The organism is Cellulomonas humilata (assembly GCF_013359775.1).
Lineage (GTDB): Bacteria > Actinomycetota > Actinomycetes > Actinomycetales > Cellulomonadaceae > Cellulomonas > Cellulomonas humilata.
In genome coordinates, this window is sequence record NZ_JABMCI010000071.1 from 39,482 (window position 1) to 59,360 (window position 19,879).

General features: G+C 71.3%; 15 protein-coding genes and 1 tRNA gene. 1 reads left to right on the forward strand and 15 read right to left on the reverse strand.

Features of this window, described 5'->3' with window-relative positions; all coding sequences use genetic code 11:
• Positions 1-1,482: 1,482 nt before the first annotated feature.
• Positions 1,483-4,905 carry a P-loop NTPase fold protein gene (locus HP550_RS20445; RefSeq protein ID WP_175349536.1) on the forward strand — a complete coding sequence of 1,141 codons (3,423 nt, stop codon included), beginning with the start codon at positions 1,483-1,485 and terminating at the stop codon, positions 4,903-4,905.
• 774 nt (positions 4,906-5,679) lie between these two features.
• On the opposite strand, the gene HP550_RS20450 is transcribed toward HP550_RS20445, so the two are convergent.
• The 15 genes from HP550_RS20450 to HP550_RS20520 all read right to left on the reverse strand — a co-directional run bounded on the left by HP550_RS20450 (position 5,680) and on the right by HP550_RS20520 (position 19,631).
• On the reverse strand, positions 5,680-5,949 hold the full coding sequence (locus HP550_RS20450) for a hypothetical protein (protein ID WP_175349537.1): 270 nt from the start codon (positions 5,947-5,949) through the stop codon (positions 5,680-5,682).
• Positions 5,950-6,073: 124 nt separating this feature from the next.
• Positions 6,074-6,817, reverse strand: a complete 744-nt coding sequence (locus HP550_RS20455) for a hypothetical protein (protein ID WP_210768358.1) — start codon at positions 6,815-6,817, stop codon at positions 6,074-6,076.
• A gap of 966 nt (positions 6,818-7,783) precedes the next feature.
• Positions 7,784-7,857: transfer RNA gene (locus HP550_RS20460), tRNA-Pro, on the reverse strand.
• A 27-nt stretch (positions 7,858-7,884) separates the two neighbouring features.
• A complete protein-coding gene (locus HP550_RS20465) occupies positions 7,885-8,928 on the reverse strand; it encodes a hypothetical protein (RefSeq protein WP_175349539.1) in 1,044 nt (347 codons plus the stop codon).
• Positions 8,925-10,400 carry a ribosome biogenesis GTPase Der gene (gene der / locus HP550_RS20470; protein WP_175349540.1) on the reverse strand — a complete coding sequence of 492 codons (1,476 nt, stop codon included), beginning with the start codon at positions 10,398-10,400 and terminating at the stop codon, positions 8,925-8,927. Before der ends, HP550_RS20465 begins: the two co-directional genes overlap by 4 nt.
• A 56-nt stretch (positions 10,401-10,456) precedes the next feature.
• Positions 10,457-11,260, reverse strand: coding sequence for a class I SAM-dependent methyltransferase (locus tag HP550_RS20475; RefSeq protein WP_175349541.1), 804 nt, complete (start codon positions 11,258-11,260; stop codon positions 10,457-10,459).
• The gene (locus tag HP550_RS20480; protein ID WP_175349542.1) at positions 11,257-11,946 is read right to left on the reverse strand and encodes a 1-acyl-sn-glycerol-3-phosphate acyltransferase; all 690 of its coding nucleotides are present in this window, start codon (positions 11,944-11,946) and stop codon (positions 11,257-11,259) included. The genes HP550_RS20475 and HP550_RS20480 overlap by 4 nt, the downstream gene beginning before the upstream one ends.
• Positions 11,943-12,650, reverse strand: coding sequence for a (d)CMP kinase (gene cmk / locus HP550_RS20485; protein WP_175349543.1), 708 nt, complete (start codon positions 12,648-12,650; stop codon positions 11,943-11,945). Before cmk ends, HP550_RS20480 begins: the two co-directional genes overlap by 4 nt.
• On the reverse strand, positions 12,632-13,741 hold the full coding sequence (locus HP550_RS20490) for a prephenate dehydrogenase (protein WP_175349544.1): 1,110 nt from the start codon (positions 13,739-13,741) through the stop codon (positions 12,632-12,634). Before HP550_RS20490 ends, cmk begins: the two co-directional genes overlap by 19 nt.
• Complete coding sequence (locus HP550_RS23145; RefSeq protein WP_343048297.1) at positions 13,738-15,225, reverse strand: pseudouridine synthase; 1,488 nt, start codon at positions 15,223-15,225, stop codon at positions 13,738-13,740. The genes HP550_RS20490 and HP550_RS23145 overlap by 4 nt, the downstream gene beginning before the upstream one ends.
• A complete protein-coding gene (gene scpB, locus HP550_RS20500) occupies positions 15,222-15,869 on the reverse strand; it encodes an SMC-Scp complex subunit ScpB (protein WP_175349545.1) in 648 nt (215 codons plus the stop codon). The genes HP550_RS23145 and scpB overlap by 4 nt, the downstream gene beginning before the upstream one ends.
• On the reverse strand, positions 15,866-16,795 hold the full coding sequence (locus tag HP550_RS20505) for a segregation and condensation protein A (RefSeq protein ID WP_425484468.1): 930 nt from the start codon (positions 16,793-16,795) through the stop codon (positions 15,866-15,868). Before HP550_RS20505 ends, scpB begins: the two co-directional genes overlap by 4 nt.
• The gene (locus HP550_RS20510) at positions 16,764-17,579 is read right to left on the reverse strand and encodes a ParA family protein (RefSeq protein WP_210768369.1); all 816 of its coding nucleotides are present in this window, start codon (positions 17,577-17,579) and stop codon (positions 16,764-16,766) included. Before HP550_RS20510 ends, HP550_RS20505 begins: the two co-directional genes overlap by 32 nt.
• 115 nt (positions 17,580-17,694) lie before the next feature.
• Positions 17,695-18,636, reverse strand: coding sequence for a site-specific tyrosine recombinase XerD (locus tag HP550_RS20515; RefSeq protein ID WP_343048298.1), 942 nt, complete (start codon positions 18,634-18,636; stop codon positions 17,695-17,697).
• Between the two features lie 2 nt (positions 18,637-18,638).
• Positions 18,639-19,631, reverse strand: coding sequence for a heme o synthase (locus HP550_RS20520; RefSeq protein WP_425484469.1), 993 nt, complete (start codon positions 19,629-19,631; stop codon positions 18,639-18,641).
• Positions 19,632-19,879 lie beyond the last annotated feature (248 nt).

Sequence of the window (19,879 nt, forward strand, 5' to 3'; positions counted from 1 at the left end):
TTTCGGCCCGGCCCCGCGCCAGCATGAGCGCGCTTCACCACTGCACCGCGAAGACGGCTGGCGCCCTGCGCTGCTACTTCTCGCAGATCGCGGCGGTCTACCCGAACCTCTGGATGTAGAGCCGGTTGCAGATGGAGTACGGCTCGGAGTCGGTCAGCGATGCACTTACGACCCAACCCGTCTGTACGGCGGCGAGGGCGGTCGCGAGCATCTCGCGCCTCACAAGCTCTGCGGCGGCGAACTACGCACCCTCGAAGACCTTATTGGGGTGGTCATGTGTCAGCATCACGTAGATGTTGCCGTCCTCGGCCGGTCCGGTGCGCAGCACGCGGCACCGGTACCAACCTGGTCCGCCAGATTCGTCCGTCATGGTTCCTCCCAGGTGTTTTGAGTGTGGAGCAACTTGTGACGGGTCTGGGCATTGTCTCGCGATCCGCCGCAGCAGCCGCAGGTCCACGATTTGAGGGTGACCCCCAATAGGGAGCGACAGTCGACGGCGGGTCATTCCGCCGAGTCATCGGAGCTACGATCGCGAATCAGGCCTCCGCCCCACCATCGCTGCGCCTGTCAAGGCCCCCATGCTTATACAGGACGATTCGGGCAGAACGTTTCCACGGCCCGGCTGCAAGGTCAAGGGGCGATGAGCGCCTTATGGCAACTCGGCCCAGACCGGCAGCCGATGACGCGAGCGGGTGTGCGCCGGCGTCGCGAACACCACGATCGCCGGACACAGCCGCTCATCGCTGCAGCTGCCCACCGGGAAGCGACACGGCGACGTGAGTGCCGAGCTACACCACGTCCTCGGTCAGCGTCGCGCCCACTGCCACGACCCGCGGGCGCCGGCACTCTGACCACGACAGGTACGGGCCCAGCTCCCCTTGCTCTCCGTCGACGTGCTGCATAACCCCGGCGAGGCTCTGGCCTGCGCAGGTCCGCCCGCGCCACACTCGAGCGTGGCCAGCGACGCCGGGGAGTTCACGGCAGTTCCTCACCCGTGGCCAGGGAGGCTAGCCGTCCTCTTCGCACAAGCCCCGCTGCATCTTCGGTCACGCCCGCCGAGTCCTGCGCCGGTCAAGGGCTCGCTGCAGGTGACCGTCACGGCGACTGATGCGTCTAGCGGAGTGGCAAGGACGGGCAAGGTTCGCGTTGATGCTGCGGCCCTACGCGGATCAGTTGTCTTGTCCCCGACTGGGCAGAGCGTCACGGTCCCGTACGAGATGAAGGTGACCATCGACCCGGTGACCCACGAGCGCGAGACGCTGGTTACGGTGGCCCGCGACGGTGTCGGTTCCCGGCTATCCGACCTAGCCGGTTGCGTGTGGCCTTTAGGGCCGGGTCTACCGTGGGGCCATGTCCGAAGCGCCAGGCCCCTCAGCGCCGGGGTCCTCGTCGTCTCGTGCCACGAGGCTGCCGAAAACCGGCGACCAGGGCCCGCTCCCGCCGGCGTCGGCGGGTGGGTCGCGCGGCGGCGGTGCCGAGCCGTTGTCCAGCCTCCAGGCCACCGCTGTCGAGTCGTTGGACGAGGTGCCGACCACCAAGGTGAAGTGGTCGGCGTCGACGACTGCTGCCGTCCGTTCTGTCGGTGGTGGACCGGTCGCGGTCACCGAGCTCGTGGACGCACTGCTGGCGAGCCACCGCGACGACTACCTCGTGGGGTGGCCGTGGCGGCGACCCTCGTGGCCGAGCCCTATGCGGCAGGAGGCGCCGGACAGGTGGGTCCCGGTGCACATCCGCCGTCAGACGGCGGACAGGTGGCAGCGAGAGCTCGTTCGGTTGTTCCGCGACGACACCACCATCTTTGGACGCCTCGCGATCTTCGGCTGGTGCCTGCTCGACGATGACGTGGCGAGCGAAGCTCAGTCGAGCGGCCTGCTTGGCGGCATCGCTTCCGAGGTCACCCCGAACATCTCCGACTTCCTGTCACCCGTCGGGCTGCAGGTGCTCCGCCGTCGTGCCCGCCTCGTGGCGATGTCGCTCGGCGCGATCCCGCCCGTCGTCGACCTTCCAGGTCGGTACGTCGAGGGCATGACCTCGAACGTCCTTGCGGTCGACGTGGCCCCGGACGGTCGTCTGGTGGGTCGGTGGGCGGGTGTGTTCAGCCGTGTGCTCCACATCGGCGAGGGCCGGTCGTTGTCGCCCGCCCTCCCGTCGGGCGAGGGCTTCGGGGTCGTGGCCCTGGGCTGGACGTCGCGGGGCCTGGGAGTCGTCCAGGCATTCGGTGACGACTCAGGTGTGTTGTTCTTCGACCGGGCCGGCGGCCCGTACAGCGTGCTCGAAGCCTGGCCAGGAGGCAGGGCGGCGGCGATCGCGGGGGACGTCATCGTCGTGGCGCCTGCGAGCGACTCGGCGTTGTGGGGCCGGGTCGACAGCGACGTCCCGAAGGCGCTACCAGACGGCTACGACAGCCCGGAAGACCTGGTGGCCGTCCACGGCGAACGCGTCGCCTTCCTCCGCGACGAGTGGATCGTGACCGGCGGTCACGATCGTCCATGGGAGCGGCCGCGCGGCGGACCGACGGGATCCCCCTCGACCTGCATCGCCGCCACGGCCGATCACGTGTACGTAGGCCGCGGCAACGGATCCGTCGCTGTCATCCCGTGGCTCGCGGACAAAGGCGACGACCCGTCCGCAACATATGTGGGGGCCTTCGCCGGCGAGAGCATCGAGTTCATCGCGGCCGCGGAGCAGCTCGTCGTGGCCGCCTCGACGCGCCAGGTCGCACTGATCCGCGGGACGTCGGTCGTCGCCCGCTGGGCCATGGCCGAGGGTGAGGAGATCACCGGTGTCACGCTCGGCCCGGACGAGCGGACGCTGGCGGTCGGCGGTCGGGGCTTCGTGCGGCTGTGGCGGATCGACTCCCCAGCCCAGCTGCGGCTCACGTCCTACACATCGGACGCACCCGACGGTGAGGACCTGCTCGACATCCGGCCGACCGTGGAAGCGCTCGCCGCTGTCGTCGCGGCCCGCGCCGTCGAGCCGCCGCTGTCCGTGGGTCTGTTCGGCGCCTGGGGCTCTGGCAAGAGCTTCTTCATGGGCCACCTGCAGCGACGGATCCAGGAGCTGTGCGACGAGTCGCGCGAGTCGGGCCGACCGCAGGCGCAGCTGTGGGCGTGGCGCAATGTCTCCCAGGTGCGGTTCAACGCGTGGCAGTACGCCGGCGCGGACGTCTGGGCCGGGATGCTCGAGCAGCTCATCCGTGAGCTGGCAGCCCCCCGCACGGGAGGCGGCCGCCCGTTGCAGATCCCGACGGACGGGCTCACGAAGTACGAGGAGGAGCGCATCCGGCGACTCGTCGGGGCGGTCGAGCAGGCGCAGGAGGACGTGCGCCGTGCCGAGGAAGCCGTGGCAGATGCCCGCAAGGTTGCGGACACGGCCCAGGTGACGATGGTCGAGAAGGGTGAGCACGTCGCACTCGGGTTCGCGACCGCGCTCGGCGCCTCCAATGATCGCGACCTGACGGCTCTCGGCGGGTCGATCGAGAAGGCGGCGGTCGACCTGGCTCGGACACGCCGATCCGCGAGGGCGACCCGCGACCTGCTCGGTCGGGACCAGGAGCGGCTCGGGCTGATCCGTTTCGTCCTCATCGGTGTGGTGGTCGCCGTCGTCCTCACCGTGACGGCGTGGTTCTTCCGGGCGCAGCTGGCGGGGCTCGTCGGGGTGCTGTCAGTGGGCGCCACCGCTATCGCCACGATCTTGCGGTGGCTGAGCCAGTTCGCGAGCGCTACGCAGAAGCGGCTCGAAGAGGCCGAGGCCAGAGAGAACGCCGCCACCGAGGCGGCGAAACAGGCGATCGAGGCCGAGCAGAACCTCCGTCGCACGGAGGCGGTCCTCGCGCAGAAGCGCGAGGCGGCCAAGGCCACCTCCCCCGACCAGGTCCTCGCCGACTACCTGGTGAGCCGCGACCAGGCCGACGAGTACCGCGAGCGGCTCGGTCTGATCGGAATCGTCCGGCGCGACCTCGACGTCATCTCCGGCGCGGTCAAGAAGCACAACGACAAGATCACCAGCGACGAGGTGCCCGGCGACGACACCGTGAACCGAGTGGTGCTCTACGTCGACGACCTCGACCGGTGCCGTCCGGAGGTCGTCGTCAAAGTGCTCGAGTCGGTCTCCATGCTTCTTTCGTTCCCGCTGTTCGTCGTCGTCGTCGCAGTCGACGCGCACTGGATCGCCAAGTCGCTCGCCTCGGTCTACCCCACGATGCTCTCCGGCGACGTCACACCGGACAACTACCTCGAGAAGATCTTCCAGCTGCCCGTCTGGCTGGACAGCCCGACGCCCCAGGCGGCGTCAAGGATGGCTCGCGAGCTGCTGGCCGAAGCCGCACCGGCGAGCCGGCGACCGCTCGTCGACGCATCGTCAGCGACCCCCGGGTCGCAGCAGCGACCTCGATCCGGCGGCTCACCGCAGACATCGGCGCAAGCCGCGCCACCCGATCTACCGCGCGACGTCGCGCTCGGCACGTCACCCCCGCAGCAGATCGACCTCGCTGTCGACGAACGCGCGGAGATCAGCCGGCTCGCGCCGTTGCTCGCACGATCGCCGCGAGCTCTCAAGCGCTACCTGAACACCTACCGGCTGCTCAAGGCGCTGATCGAGCCGGAGCAGCTCCGCTCCGCCCGGCTGCTCCTTGCGATCGCCACCGGGCGACCCGCACTTGGCGAGCGCCTCCTCGCCGAGATCGCCTCCAGCGCACCCAAACGCACCCTCGCCGACATCGTCGGGACCTGGGACCCCGAGAGCCGCGCATGGCTGGAGATCCCGACGAGCGAATGGGGATGGGTGGACCTGACCTGCGGGGAGCTCGCGCCCGTCGTGAACCGGGTCCGACAGTTCGTCTTCAGGTCGGGCGTCGACGGGGGGCCGAGGCCGGGAACGACCAGTCCGAACCCAGTGGCTGGCTGAGCGCAGAACGCGGCAGGCGCCAGGGAGACACTGCTCCGTGGCGCAGCAGAGCTCGCCCCGTCGGCCGGCACGCGCCGCTCGAACGGAGCTACGGGCTGGCAGCTGCAGGGCTGGATGGTCAGTGGCAGTGACCCCGCAGCAGTCCCCTCGCAGCGAGCACTCTTCGCCCGAGGCTCGGCGGCCAGCGTGGTGCGCGGTTTGTGAAACCGGACGTGAGACGCGATCCGTGGACAGGGGTGGATCAAGCCCCAGGCGCGTAGCGCCTGTCGAAGGCGCTACGCAGCCCCGCAAGGTCCTCGCCCGTAGGCTTCACCGGCCATCCTCCGCCCTCGTGCAGGAGGACGAGATCACCCGCGAGTGGGCCGAACCTCTGGTCGTAGACCTGTGGGGCCAGCAACGGGAGCAGGCCCAGCCAGACTCGACCGCGTCACGACTCGCGGCTCTGAGGGCTTCAAGACGTCGTCCGTAGCGCGCTAGGTCGACCGGCCGCATCGAGCGTTTGCCGTTGGTGGCCTTCGCGCGGGGCTCCCATGCGCCGGACGAGAGCAGGTGGACGAAGACCGAATGGATCGCCTCGTTGCGCTCGTTCAGGGCGGACTTCGCAGCTGAGCAGCAGGCCACGACGACGCCCAGTTCGACCCGTGCCCAGGGCGGCAGGCCGTCCTTCTGCTTGGCCTTTCCCTTGAACTTGTCGGCGGCCTCTGTTGCGCTCCGACCGCGACAGTCGCCCAAGTTGAGGGCGTCGAAGATCGTATAGATCTGCTCTTAATGAGGTCAACGCCCTGATGCGCGATGATCTTGACGGCGGTGACGAACTATCAGGGTGGTCGCTGCGTGCTCGGGCTGCTCTTCGGAGGCCATCTGCACTGCGATGCCGAGGAAGGGCCGGTAGAGATTGTCGAGCGGCAGATCCGCCGGCCATCCGTCGAGCACGATGAGCAGTGCGTCGAGGAAGGCGACCGCTTGAGCGTCGTAGCCATGCCTCGAGGCGTCCGAACGCAGCCCGACGACTGTGTCGCGCCACTCCGGCAGCCTCTCCGGCACAGCCTGCGAGTACCGTTTCCTGTCGCGTACGCGCAGGAGAGCGCTCCGGTCAGACCGTCCTCCACTAGAAGACGTTCCATATCGGCGACCGAAGCGATCGAGCGCAAGTACCGCCACCAGCCACCTACGGCTTGGCGAACAGCCCCGTGATGTCCTGCCGCTCACAGTTGACGATCACGAAGCCTTCGGGGCTTCCAAGTGAGAGTCGCGCGTCCTGACCAACGAAGAGACGTTGTCCGACCCGATCGACGCACGCCGAGACGTGATCGTGCGCTATGTAGCCCCTGGAAGTGGTCACCGTGAGGTCGATCAGGATCGGAGCTCGAAGGTCGCGGTAGCTGCCGTCGCTGATGGCCTGCCCCCAGCGGTAGCTGCTCCAGGCCGACGCCAAGAGGGATATCACGAGAAGCAGCGAGCCGAGCACGGCAAACGCCTGTGATGATGGCGCCTCGCTCGGGAATATGAGGGAAACTCCGAGCACTCCAGCGACCGCTACGACCCCGGCGCCCACCAACGTCCCTACTGAGAGCGCGTCGCCGAACAGGAAGCGGGCGGCGACGGCTACGAGAGCACCAAAGACGACCAAAGCGCCGATGCTCGACCACGGTGTCCATCGATCAAGGAGGCGCCCGTCGCGGAACAGCGAGTCAAGCGAGAGGACGGCGCCGAGGAGAACCAACGGATAGATGACCGAACTGGCCGCGACCGTGACCGTGCCTCTAAGGTCGAGCCCAAAGTCCGCCACCGTGGCTCCTACACCCCAAGCCATCCCCAGGAGACTGGCGGCGCCCACGAGGAACCCGACCGCAGTGAATATCGCCAGAACGGTCGACGGGTTCTTCTTCAGGGTCGTCGCGAGGTCGTCCACCGTCGAAATGGGCGCGCGATTCGCATCTTCGACCACGTTCGGCACGATACTCGACGGGCTGCAACCACATCGATGACCATCTCGCAGCGCTGTCGAGTCCCCAATGCTTCGTTTCGATCGCGCGGCTGCGGCGAGCGGGTCGGAGGGTTCGCTCCGCCGTCCTCGCGGAAGTCTTCAGTCGCCGTCAAGGCGAGCCGAAGGGCGGCTCCATGTTCTGGATGATGAGTCAGGAGCGCTCCGTGCATCCGCTCCTCCTCCTCCGGCGAGGACTCAGTGATAGCCACCACGATGCTGTGCTCACCGTTTGACTGTACGACGTGAGCACCCGCCAGCCGAGATCGCGTGGGTCTGCTGCACGGATAGGTGACACTCTGACCTCCTCCCGCGGCAGACCCCACGGCCGTACGCGTCGGTCTGGAAGACGTCAACGACGGCTGAAAACCAAGCAGGCATCGACGTCGATTACGGCTCAGTGTTCGTCGTCGAGAGGCGGTAAGGCTCAACCCCGAAGCACACGCAACACGGCTCGCACCGGCCGACGCGCTCCCCTCCGCCTGAGGCCCGTCGTGCCCGGGATCTGTCCGCTCGGCGCCGGACGCCGGGGCCGAGCGGACGGGGAGACTGCGGGGCCGCGTACGGCACCGTTCACCGAGGCCAACGTAGCTGGGCTACGGGGTCGAGTCGGCGAGTACCAGCGACCGCCCGCGCCCGTCGATCAAGTCTGAGACGGCGCTCGAGCGCCTCACCAGGCCAGATAGAGCGGCCTCACCGCACTTGAACCTGCGACCCGCCGCCCCGCGGGCGGTCCGCCGCTGGCCGCGCTACCGCTCCCACCAGGCACGACGCTGCACAACACCCTCGGCTGCCGCCGCGCGGACCGATCGAAAGTGTGGGATTTGCGTGGGGCTTCGGCCCGCCGATCAAATCTCAGGCCTGGTGAGACACCGTCTCACCAGGCCTGATACGTCGGGCTGACAGGATTTGAACCTGCGACCCCTTGACCCCCAGTCAAGTGCGCTACCAAGCTGCGCCACAGCCCGATGGCTCCCGCAGAAGCCTCCGAAACTCTACCCCACGGGCGAGGTGGTCCGGTCACCGGCGATCACGTCGAGCTCGGCGGCGACGACCGCGAGGATCACCAGGTCGACCGCGAGCCCGATGGTGGCGTCCCACGGCGAGAGCCGGAACAGGAAGATCTGCGTCACCAGCAGGGCGACGAGTGCGGCGCGGCGGAACCAGCGGTAGCCCGCCTCGCGGTCACGGCGGACCCTGGCCAGTCCGACCACGGCGAACGCGGTCGACGCGAGTCCGCTGAGCACGATCCCTACCACCAGCCACACCGGCTCGTCGGCGCTGGCGGACCAGCCGTAGATGCCGCGTCCCAGGGTCACGACCGAGGTCGCGACCAGCACGGCGACGGTCACCCACGGCACCCAGCGGGCGCGCACGAGCCACCGGGACGCCCGCACGATCCATTGCGAGAGGGCTCCGATCGGGTCCGGCACCTCGACGGCGTCGTGCTCGACGGCGTCGAGGAGCGCGCCCACCGCGTCGGCCCCTGGGGCGTCGCCGGCCCGCGACAGGTACCAGCGCGCCCGGGTGCGTTCACGGGCGCTGAAGCCCCCCGCCAGACCCGCCACGGCCTGGTCGGCGGCGGCGGCGAGGAACTCCGCGGGGTCGCGCGGGTGGCGGCGCTGCAGCACGTCGGCGAACAGGCCCAGGGCGATGACGACCAGGTAGATGAGCGCCGCCGTCGGCTCCCAGAAGTAGTCGTAGTCGGAGGTGACGAACTTGCCCACCTCGTCGATGAACAGCCCGAAGCCGATGCCGGAGAGCAGGACGGCGAACCGTCGCACGACCGGACCGAGGAACGTCATGAGCACGACGAACGCCAGAGCCATGAGCAGGCCACCCCACAGCACGTGGGAGATGTGCACTCCCCCGCCGCCCAGCTGCGGGAAGCCGGTGAGGCTGAGCAGCAGGCGCGTGACGATGACGGTGGCCAGCGTGATCACCAGGAAGCCGGTGATGTGGCTGCTCGACGCGGGGTCGCGCGGCAGCCCGAGCCTCAGCAGAGGCCGTCGCCGCTGCACCGGCCCGTCGAGAGTCACCGCTTGCGCTTCTCCCGCACCCGCACGGAGATCGAGATGGGCGTGCCCTCGAAGCCGAAGGTCTCGCGGAGGCGACGTTCGATGTACCGGCGGTAGCCGGGGTCGAGGAAGCCGGTGGCGAAGATGACGAACCGCGGAGGCCGGGTCGAGGCCTGCGTGGCGAACAGGATGCGAGGCTGCTTGCCTCCGCGCAGGGGGTGGGGGTGGGCCGCGACGAGCTCGCCCAGGAACGCGTTGAGGCGCCCGGTCGAGATGCGCATGTCCCACGACTCGAGCGCGCGCTCGAGTGCCGGCACCATGCGGTCGGTGTGCCAGCCGGTCTTGGCGGAGATGTTCACGCGGGGCGCCCACTGCACCTGCACGAGGTCCTGCTCGATCTCGCGCTCGAGGAACGGGCGGCGGTCCTCGTCCATGAGGTCCCACTTGTTGTACGCGATGACTAGAGCGCGACCGGCCTCGATGACCTGCGTGATCACCCGGGTGTCCTGCTCGGTCAGCTTCACGGAGGCGTCGACCAGGACGACGGCCACCTCGGCCTTCTCGATCGCGGCCTGCGTACGCAGGGAGGCGTAGAAGTCGGCGCCTGACGTCTGGTGCACGCGGCGGCGGATGCCGGCGGTGTCGACGAACACCCACGGCTTGCCCTTGAGCGCGACGAGCTCGTCGACCGGGTCGCGCGTGGTGCCGGCGACAGAGTCGACGACGACGCGCTCGGCGCCGAGCACCTTGTTGAGCAGCGAGGACTTGCCGACGTTCGGGCGACCGACGAGCGCGACGCGGCGCGGCCCGTCGGGGATCGGGGTGCCGTGCGCGGAGACCTCGGGAAGCGCCTCGATCGCGGCGTCGAGCAGGTCCCCGGTGCCGCGGCCGTGCAGAGCGGAGACGGGGTACGGCTCACCCAGGCCGAGCGACCACAGGTTGGCCGCGTCCGCCTCGCCGGCCGGTCCGTCGACCTTGTTGGCGCAGAGCACGACCGGCTTGCCGGCCTTGCGGAGCAGCTTGACCACCTGGGTGTCGGTCTCGGTGACGCCGACCGTGGCGTCGACGACGAAGATCACGGCATCGGCGAGTGAGATCGCGACCTCGGCCTGCTGCGCGACCCTGGCCTCGATGCCGGCGACGTCGACCTCCCACCCGCCGGTGTCCACGAGCGTGAACCGCTTGCCCGACCAGTCGGCCGGGTAGCTCACCCGGTCGCGCGTGACGCCCGGCTTGTCCTCGACGACGGCCTCGCGGCGGCCGAGGATGCGGTTGACCAGCGTCGACTTGCCGACGTTGGGGCGGCCGACGACGGCGAGCACCGGGAAGACGACGACCGGTTCCTCGCCGATCTCGCCGACGTCCCCGGCGTGCAGGAGGGCAAGGTCCTCGTCCTCGAGCTCGTAGTCGGTGAGCCCTGCGCGCAGCGCCCGCTCACGGTCGGCTTCGGTGGCCTCGTCGGGCAGCGCGGGCGTGGGATCGGGCTCAGTCATGCACCCATTGTCCCCTGCGCACCGACCGCAGGACGACTACCAGCGCGAGAGCCCGGTCACGGCCGCCAGATCACAGCCGTCACGTCGCGCGCCCGCTCGGCGAACGGGCCCCCGCCGAGCAGCTCGCGCAGGTCCCGCTCGAAGGCGACGAACCGGTCGCCGAACAGGTGCGGGGCTGAGCTCGACAGGGACAGGACGGCCGCGACCACGTCGTCGGTGGTCCGCTCGACCACCTCGCCCCGCGGGACCACCAGCCGCTCCGGTCCCCGGTAGCCCGCCGCGCGCATCACGTCCTCCTCGCCTCCGCGCGTCCCCTCGGGCAGGACCCCGCACCCCGCACGGCGGACGGGACCGAGGTAGTCCACGACGAGCTGGTCGATCCGGTCCCAGGGCGGGTGCGGGAGCGGGAGATCGCCGTCGAGCCCGCGATGGGTCATCGCCGCCACGTGCACCCACACACCGCCGGCGGCGAGCATCGGGCGGACGCGCTCGGCGACGAGGGGCTGGTCCATCCAGTGGAAGGACTGGGCGAACACGACGGTGCGGAAGGTGCCGAGGTCGGCAGGCAGGTCCTCGGCGCGCAGCTGCCGCCACTGCACCGGTGCCGAGCCCGCGGCGCGGGCCGCCTCGGCCAGCATGTCCGAGTCCGGGTCCACCCCGACGGATGCCGAGTACAGGGGTGCCAGCAGCAGCGTCAGCGAGCCAGGTCCGCAGCCGACGTCGAGCAGACGGCCCGTGCCGTCCAGGCCGAGCGCGTCCCGCAGCGCGTCCGCCAGCTCCGGCGGGTACGGCAGGCGGCCGACGACGTAGTGCCGGGCGGTGCCGGCGAACAGCGACCGGTCCCACTCCCAGGGCGTCATCGCGACGGGCCCTCGCGGTTCGGGTCGTCGGTGGGCAGCGCCAGGCCGGTGCGGACGACCGCGCCGTCGACCAGCTGCGCCAGCGCGATGCGGATCGCCTCGTTGGCGTTCTCCAGGGCCACCCGGCCGGACGTCCCCGCGGCGCGCTCCAGGACGAGCGGCGCCCCGAACTCGATGGCGAGCCGACGCCGCAGACCGGGGACGTGGCCCACCGACTCCCCCGTCCGACGGGTGCCGAGCACGGCCACCGGCACCACCGGCGCATGCGCGTTGAGGGCGAGCCAGGTGATCCCGGCGCGGGCGCTGGCCGCATCCCCCTTGCCACGGTTGCCCTCGGGGAACACGCCGACGACACCCCCGCGCCGCAGCACGACCAGCGCGTTGTTCAGCGCGGAGCGTCCGCCGTCGTGCTCGACCGGGATCTGCCCCGCGGCGCGCAGCACCGAGCCGACCGGACCCCAGAACATCTCCGACTTGACCAGCATGTGCGACGGCCGGGGGGACACGCCGAGCACGATCGGGCCGTCGATGATGCCGGTGTGGTTCGCGGCGAACAGGACCGGCCCGTCCGTGGGCACCAGGTGGGAGCCGACGACCTCGGTGTTCCAGACGACGCGCGCCAGGAACCGGCCGATCCAGCGCGCCCAGCGCGGGCCGCTCTCGGACGGGCCCACGGTGGTGCTCACGACCGAGGGCCGACGACCGACTCGACGACGTCGAGCACGGCCTGCACGGTCTGGTCGAAGTCGAGGTGCGAGGAGTCGACGGTGACCACGCCGTCGGCAGCGACGTGGAACTGCACCACCGTCGAGTCGTCGGCGTCGCGACGCAGCACCTGGTCGCGCGTCGCCTCGACCGCGGCGGCGTCGTCGGAGCCGTGCACGTCGCGCGCGCGCCGCGCCAGCCGCGCGTCCTCGGTGGCGGTCAGCAGCACGCGCACGTCCGCGTCCGGCGCGACGACGGTCGTGATGTCCCGCCCCTCGGCGACGATCCCCGTGCGCTCGCGTGCCTCGTCGATGGCCACCCGCTGGAGCCGGCCGAGCTCGGCACGGACCTCGAGGTTGGTCGCCACCGCGCTGACCGCCGACGAGATCGCGGTCTCCCGGATCGCCTCGCCGACGTCGATCCCACCGACGTGGACGGTCGGTGCTGCCGGGTCCGTCCCCATGACCAGCGGAAGCCCCCGCACCTGCGCGGCCACCGCTGCGGTGTCGGTGAGCGGAACCCCCTGGTGCAGGCACCACCACGTCGCCGCGCGATACATCGCGCCTGTGTCGAGGTACGCCAGCCCCAGCGCGCTCGCCACGCCCCGCGAGACGCTCGACTTCCCGGAACCCGAGGGTCCGTCGATCGCCACGACCATCGCCCTGCTCAACTCACCAGTCTCCATCCGCGGGCCGTCAGCTCCGCCTCGAGGTGCTCCACGCTGCCGGGCAGCACCGAGATCTCCGCCATGCCGACCGGTCGGCCGGCCGCGTGCTCGAGGTGCAGGTCCTCCAGGTTCACGCCGGCCTCGCCCACCTCGGTGAGCAGCCGCGCCAGCTCCCCCGGGGCGTCGGGCACCAGGACGGTGACGACGCCGTAGGTCCGCTGCGCGCCGCCGTGCTTGCCGGGGATCCGCGCGACGCCGGCGTTCCCGTCGGCGATCGCCTGGGCCAAGGTGGCGAGCGCGCCCAGCTCGATCGTCTCCGGACCGTCCGCCGCGGCGGCCTGGCGCAGCGCGTCGATCACGGTGTCGAGGTCCGTGCGCAGCTCCACCAGGACGTCGCGCACGGCCGACGCGTTCGCGGCGAGGATCGAGGTCCACAGCGCCGGGTCGGAGGCCGCGAGGCGCGTGACGTCGCGCAGGCCCTGCCCGGCGAGGCCCAACGCAGCCTCGTCGGTCGCCCGCAGGCGCGCGGCGACGAGGCTCGCGGCGACCTGCGGCACGTGGGAGACCGCGGCGACCGCGGCGTCGTGCGCGTCGGCGTCCATCGTCACAGGCACCGCGCCCAGGTCGACGGCGAGCGAGCGCACGGCCAGCACCGCGTCGGGGCTCGACGTGCCCGAGTCGGCGATCACCCACGGCCGCCCGAGGAACAGGTCCGGCACCGCGGCGGACGGTCCGGAGCGCTCGCGGCCCGCCATGGGGTGGGAGCCGACGTACCGCGTGAGGTCCGCGCCGGCGGCCTTGAGCTCCGCCAGCACGTAGCCCTTGACGCTCGCCACGTCGGTGACGACCGCGTCGGGGTACGCCGCGAGCTCGGCTCGGACCACGTCCGCCGTGACGTCGGGCGGCGCGGCGACGACGATCAGGGTCGGCGGGGCGTCGTCCGGGCCCGCCGGCCGGCCGGCGCCCACGTCGCGCGCGAGCGCCAGGGCCGTGCGCGACGGGTCGTGCAGGACGACGTCCACGCCGTGGGTGGCGAGCGCGAGCCCCACCGACGTGCCCAGCAGCCCGGTGCCGACGATCCGCACCGGGCCTCGCGTCGCCAGCGTCACATGCCCACCCGTGTCATCAGGGAGCCCACCTCGGTCTTCGAGAGCACGCGCGTGCGACCCGGCTTCAGGTCGCCCAGACGGATCGGGCCGATCTGCGTGCGGACCAGCTGCGTGACCGGGTAGCCGACCTCGTCGAAGATGCGACGCACGATGCGGTTGCGGCCCTCGTGCAGCTCGATCTCCACCAGGCTGGCCTGCGGGGTGGTCTGGACGATCTGGAACTTGTCCACCTTGGCCAGGCCGTCCTCGAGCTCCACGCCCTTGATCAGCCGTGCACCGAGCGAGGGCGTGACGCGCCCCTCCAGCTGGACCAGGTAGACCTTGGTGACGCCGTGCGACGGGTGGGACAGGCGGTTGGCCAGGTCCCCGTCGTTGGTCAGCAGGATCAGGCCCTCGGTCTCGGCGTCCAGGCGGCCGACGTGGAACAGCCGCTCCTCGCGGTCGGAGACGAACTGCCCGATCGACGGCCGGCCCTCGGGGTCGTGCATGGTCGAGACCACGCCCTTGGGCTTGTTCAGCGCGATGGTGATGATCGACGAGTCGAGCTGCACGCGCATGCCGTCGACGTGGATGACCGCCGTGAGCGGGTCCACGCGCACACCGAGCTCGAGCACCTTGTTGCCGTCGACCGTCACGCGGCCCGCCGAGATGAGGTCCTCGCACGACCGCCGCGAGCCGAGGCCCGCCGCCGCGAGCACCTTCTGCAGGCGCACGCCGTCGGGGTCGTGGACGTCGATCGTCACCTCGGGGGTGCGGCTCGGCTTCTTGGGCCGGCTCGACGCCCCGTCGGTGCGAGGACGCCCGGTCCCACCGCTGCGCGGGTAGCCGCTACCGCTCTTGGGACGGGGTGCGCCGCCGCGCGAGGACGAGCTCGGCCCGCCGCGCGACGCTCCGCCCGTAGCCCCACGGGCGCTGCCGCCCGCTGAGGCTCCACCGCGGTAGCCCTCGGCACTGCCGCGCGAGTCGGCACCCCGGGAGCGCCCGCTGTCGCGAGAGTCGCCACCGGAACTGCCGCGGTAGCCCCCGCTGTCACGCGAGTCACCACCCGAGCCGCCGCGGTAGCCCCCGCTGTCACGCGAGTCACCACCGGAACCGCCGCGGTAGCCCCCGCTGTCACGCGAGTCACCACCGGAACCGCCGCGGTAGCCGCCACCGTCGCGCGACCCGCCGCCGCTCTGACCGCCGCGGTAGCCGCCGCCGTCTCGCGACCCACCCCCGGTGCCGGCGCCGCGGTACCCGTCGGAGCTGCCGCCGCGTGCGCCGCCGGTGCTGCCCCCGCGGTAGCCCTCGCCGCCGCCGGCCCCGCGGTAGCCGCCGCCACCGGAGGCGCCGGAGCTCCCACCCCGGTATCCGCCGGCGCTGCCGCCGCGGCTCGCGCCGGACCCGCCGCTGCCGCGCGGTGCACCGGAGCCGCCGCTCCGTCCGCCGCCGGACTGACCACCGGAGGAGCCGGCGCCCCCTGACCGTCGTTCCTGCGGGCTCATCTGCTGTCTCCGATCGCCTGATCGACACCCTCGAAGGAGTCGATGTCAGGAAGGTAGGGCGCGAGCGGAGGCATCTCGTCCAGGCTGGACAGCCCCATCCGCTCCAAGAAGTATCCCGTGGTCTGGTAGAGCACCGCACCGCTGGACGGATCGGTGCCCACCTCGGCCACCAGACCGCGCGTCGTCAGGGTGCGTACGACGCCGTCGACGTTCACGCCGCGCACGGCGGAGACCTGCCCGCGGGTCACGGGCTGCCGGTACGCGATGACGGCGAGCGTCTCGAGCGCGGCCTGCGTGAGCCGTGCGGTCTGTCCCTCCAGGACGAACCGCCCGACGACGTCCGCGTACACGGGCGCCGAGTAGACGCGCCAGCCGTCGCCGGCCCGTCGCACCTCGAACCCGCGAGGGCGGCCCCCGGTCTCGCCGCGGTACTCGCGCGCCAGCTCGTCCAGGAGCGCCTCGACGCGCGAGGTCGGCAGCGCGAGCACGGTCGCCAGCCGGACGGCCGGGATGGGCTCGTCGGCGACCATGAGCACCGCCTCGAGCGCGGCCAGCGCGCCCCCGGGCAGGTCGTCGACGTCGAAGGCCAGCTCATCGGCTGCGGCCGTCTCTGACTCGTCCAGCGGAACCGTCTGCTCGCTCATGCGTCCTCCTCGGGTGCCCCGTCGCGGGCAAGCTCCTCGTCGAGTGTCGTGTCCAGCGTGTCGAAGTCGTCGGACACCTCGATCTCGCCGTCCTCGGCGCCGGTCCACCGCACGGTCAGCTCGCCCAGCGGGGTGACCTGGTCGAACGCGACCGCACCCTCCCGGAACAGCTCCAGCAGGGCGAGGAAGCGGGCCACCACGACCACCGTCGCGCCGGCGTCGGCCGTCAGCGCTCGGAACGACATGGACCCGCCGTGCCGCAGCCGGTCCACCAGGACGGCGGCCTGCTCGCGGACGCTCACCGCGGGGGCGTGCAGGTGGCTGATGTCGACGCCGGGCGGCGCCGCCTTCGGCTGCTCGGCCTTCGCCGCCAGAGCCGCCAGCTGTTCGGGGCCGATCTGCCAGATCAGCTCGGGCAGCAGGGCGGCCAGGTGCGGCTCCAGGCTGACGAGGCGCGGGAACCGGCGCCCCTCGGTGGCGAACCGCTCCGCCAGGTCCGCCGCGACCAGCTTGTACGCGCGGTACTGGAGCAGGCGCGCGAAGAGCAGGTCGCGGGCCTCGAGCAGCTCCAGGTCCTCCGCGTCCTCCACGTCGGCCGACGGCAGCAGCCGCGCGGCCTTGAGGTCCAGGAGCGTCGCGGCGATCACCAGGAACTCGCTGGCCTGGCCGAGGTCCCACTGCTTCTCGGCGCCCCGGATGTGGGCGATGAACTCGTCGGTGACCTGCGCCAGCGCAACCTCGGTGATGTCGAGCTTGTGCTTGGCGATCAGGCCGAGCAGCAGATCGAACGGGCCGCTGAAGTTGGTGAGATGGACCTCGAAGGCCTGGGTGCCCACGGGCGCGGCCGACATCGACCCACCGGGTGTGGGCTGCTCGGGCGGGACCGCGCGCTCGTCAGGCGGCGTCGCCACGGGCGACGAGCTCACGTGCCAGCTGACGGTAGGCCGCTGCACCGGAGTGCGTCGGGGCGTACGTCGTGATCGGCTCGGCGGCGACGGTGGCGTCGGGGAACTTCACCGTGCGGCTGATGACCGTGTGCAGCAGGTTGTCGCCGAACGCCTCGCTGACCCGGGCGACGACCTCCCGCGCGTGCAGGGTGCGGGGGTCGTACATCGTCGCGACGATGCCGTCGACCTCGAGCCGCGGGTTGAGCCGGTCGCGCACCTTCTCGATGGTCTCCACGAGGAGCGCGACACCGCGCAGGGCGAAGAACTCGCACTCCAGCGGGATGAGCACGCCGTGCGCGGCGGTGAGGGCGTTGACCGTGAGCAGCCCGAGGGACGGCTGGCAGTCGATCATCACGACGTCGTAGTCGTCGAGGATCGGGCGCAGCACCCGGGCCAGCACGGACTCGCGCGCCACCTCGCCCACCAGCTGCACCTCGGCGGCGGACAGGTCGATGTTGGCGGGGAGCAGGTCCAGACCGGGCGTCGCGGTGTGCTGGATGATCGAGCGGATGTCCGCGTCCCGCTCCATGAGCAGGTTGTAGACCGTGCGATCGAGCTCGTGCGGGCTGATCCCGAGGCCGACGGACGCGGCGCCCTGCGGGTCGAAGTCGACGATGAGCACCTTGCGCCCGTACTCGGCCAGCGCAGCGGCCAGGTTGATGGTCGTCGTCGTCTTGCCGACGCCACCCTTCTGGTTGCACAACGCGATCACTCGCGCCGGACCGTGCGACGCGAGCGGCGGAGGCTCGGGGAACACGGGCATCGGCCGCCCGACGGCGTCGAGCTGCGGGTCGGTCGTCTGCTGGCTCACCACGCGGGACAACCTACCGGAGCACGGCCGCCGATGACCGCGCGACAGTCCGACGCACGCGAGACGCTCATCGTGCCCGCGGGTGCGACGCCGCATAGACCTCACGCAGCGTGTCCGCCGTGACCATCGTGTAGATCTGCGTCGTCGTCACCGACGCGTGACCGAGCAGCTCCTGGACCACCCGCACGTCCGCTCCCCCGGCCAGCAGGTGCGTGGCGAACGAGTGCCGCAGGGTGTGCGGCGAGATGTGCTCCGCGCCCGCCAGTCCCGCGCGCTGCGCGGCCACCCGTAGCACCGCCCACGCGCTCTGCCGACTGAGCCGGGCACCCCGCGTGTTGAGGAAGACCCCCGGGGAGCCGCCCCTGCTCCCCACGGCCAGCGCCGGGCGCGACCGGACCAGGTACGCCTCGACGGCGTCGAGCGCGAACGAGCCCAGCGGCACGACGCGCTCCTTGCTGCCCTTGCCGAACAGCCGCACGGACGCGCGCCCCGGGGTCCGGTCGAGGTCGTCGACATCCAGGCCGACCGCCTCGGAGATGCGCGCACCGGTCCCGTAGACCAGCTCGAGGAGCGCCCGGTCCCGCAGCGGCACCGGGCCGTCGCCGAGCCCGGCGGCGTCCAGCAGGCGCTCGACGTCCCCGACGGAGATCGCCTTCGGCAGGCGCTTCGGCTGGGCGGGGGGCTTCACGGCGCGGGCGGGGTCGAGGCCGGTGACGCCGTCGAGCAGCAGGAACTTGTGCCAGCCGCGGACCGCCACGACGATCCGGGCCGCCGACGAGGCGGACAGCGCGGTGCGCCCGTCGGACCCCGTGCGGACGGCGAGCAGGAAGTCCTCGACGTCGAGCTCGGCGACCTCGGCCGGCTCGCGGTACCCGCGGGAGTCGAGGAAGGCCGTGTACCGGGTCAGGTCACGGCGGTAGGCCAGCAGCGTGTTGGTGGACAGACCCCGCTCGACGGTGAGGTGGGCGAGGTACAGCTCCAGCGCCGAGTCGATCGCGGTGACAGTCACGCTCAGAGGGGCAGGAACACGTCCACCGCGATCGCGACGGACAGCAGCGTGAGGTAGGTGATCGACGCGTGGAACACGCGCATCGCGTGCAGCTTGCCCGACTCCGGGTGCTCAGCGCGGCGCAGCAGGCCGATGCACGACCAGAGGAACCAGAGCCCGAGACCGAGGGCGACGACGCCGTACACCCAGGTCATGCCCTGCACGGGGACCAGCAGGAGCGAGCAGGCGATCATCGCGATCGTGTAGGCGATCATCTCGCGCGCGACCCGGGTGTCCTTGGCCACGACCGGGAGCATCGGGACGCCCGCCGCGGCGTAGTCCTTGCGGAACTTCATGGACAGCGGCCAGTAGTGCGGCGGCGTCCAGAAGAAGATGACCCCGAACAGCAGCGCGGCCGTCCACGAGACGCCACCGGTGACCGCGGACCAGCCGATGAGCACGGGCATGCACCCGGCCGCACCGCCCCACACGATGTTCTGCGGCGTGCGGCGCTTGAGGATCATGGTGTAGCCGACGACGTAGATGAGGATCGCCGCAGCGGTGAGCCAGGCCGACGCCGGGTTCACCATGACGGCAAGCCACGCGAGCGAGAGGACGCCCAGCGCGATCCCGAAGATCAGGGCCGCCCGCGGCGAGACCTCCCCGGTGACGATCGGCCGCCGCTTGGTGCGGTTCATGATCTTGTCGATGTCGCGGTCGAGGTAGCAGTTCAGCACGTTGGCCGAACCTGCCGCGGCGGCACCGCCGACGAGCGTCGCGACGACGAGCCCGAGGCTGGGGAACCCGCCCTGCGCCAGGATCATCGTCGGCAGCGTGGTGACGAGGAGCAGCTCGATCACCCGGGGCTTGGTCAGCGCGACGTACGGCCCGACGGTCCTGCGCAGCCGGGCGAGCGGGCCGCTCGGCGCGACGGTGACGAGGGTGTCAGCAGGCCCAGGGGTCGACGCGGAGGACGCTCCGGCGTCATCGACTGACAGGGGGCTGCTGAGGCGCACGCGCTGCGGTTCCGTTCCTGTTCCAAGCGGGGTGGGTCGCGCAGCCATGCTACGGCCTGCGCCTGGGCGGAGGCGCGACGCGGGGCCGTGGATCCGTGCGGCCTGGCGTGTGAGATCGGTCGCTCCGCTCCCCGGGATGGTCACGCCCGGCGCCCTCACCCAGGTGCGCTATAAGGTCGGAACGCACGGTCCGACGACCGCCGCGACGGCGCGACGTCCCACCTTGCCCGGCATCCCGACGCGGATGT

Bases quoted from the DNA above. Each gene is read 5' to 3' on its own strand.
- HP550_RS20510 (WP_210768369.1), bottom strand. From the start codon at position 17,579: ATGCCCGTGTTCCCCGAGCCTCCGCCGCTCGCGTCGCACGGTCCGGCG.
- HP550_RS20475 (WP_175349541.1), bottom strand. From the start codon at position 11,260: ATGACGCCCTGGGAGTGGGACCGGTCGCTGTTCGCCGGCACCGCCCGG.
- cmk (WP_175349543.1), bottom strand. From the start codon at position 12,650: ATGGAGACTGGTGAGTTGAGCAGGGCGATGGTCGTGGCGATCGACGGA.
- der (WP_175349540.1), bottom strand. From the start codon at position 10,400: ATGACTGAGCCCGATCCCACGCCCGCGCTGCCCGACGAGGCCACCGAA.
- HP550_RS23145 (WP_343048297.1), bottom strand. From the start codon at position 15,225: ATGAGCCCGCAGGAACGACGGTCAGGGGGCGCCGGCTCCTCCGGTGGT.
- scpB (WP_175349545.1), bottom strand. From the start codon at position 15,869: ATGAGCGAGCAGACGGTTCCGCTGGACGAGTCAGAGACGGCCGCAGCC.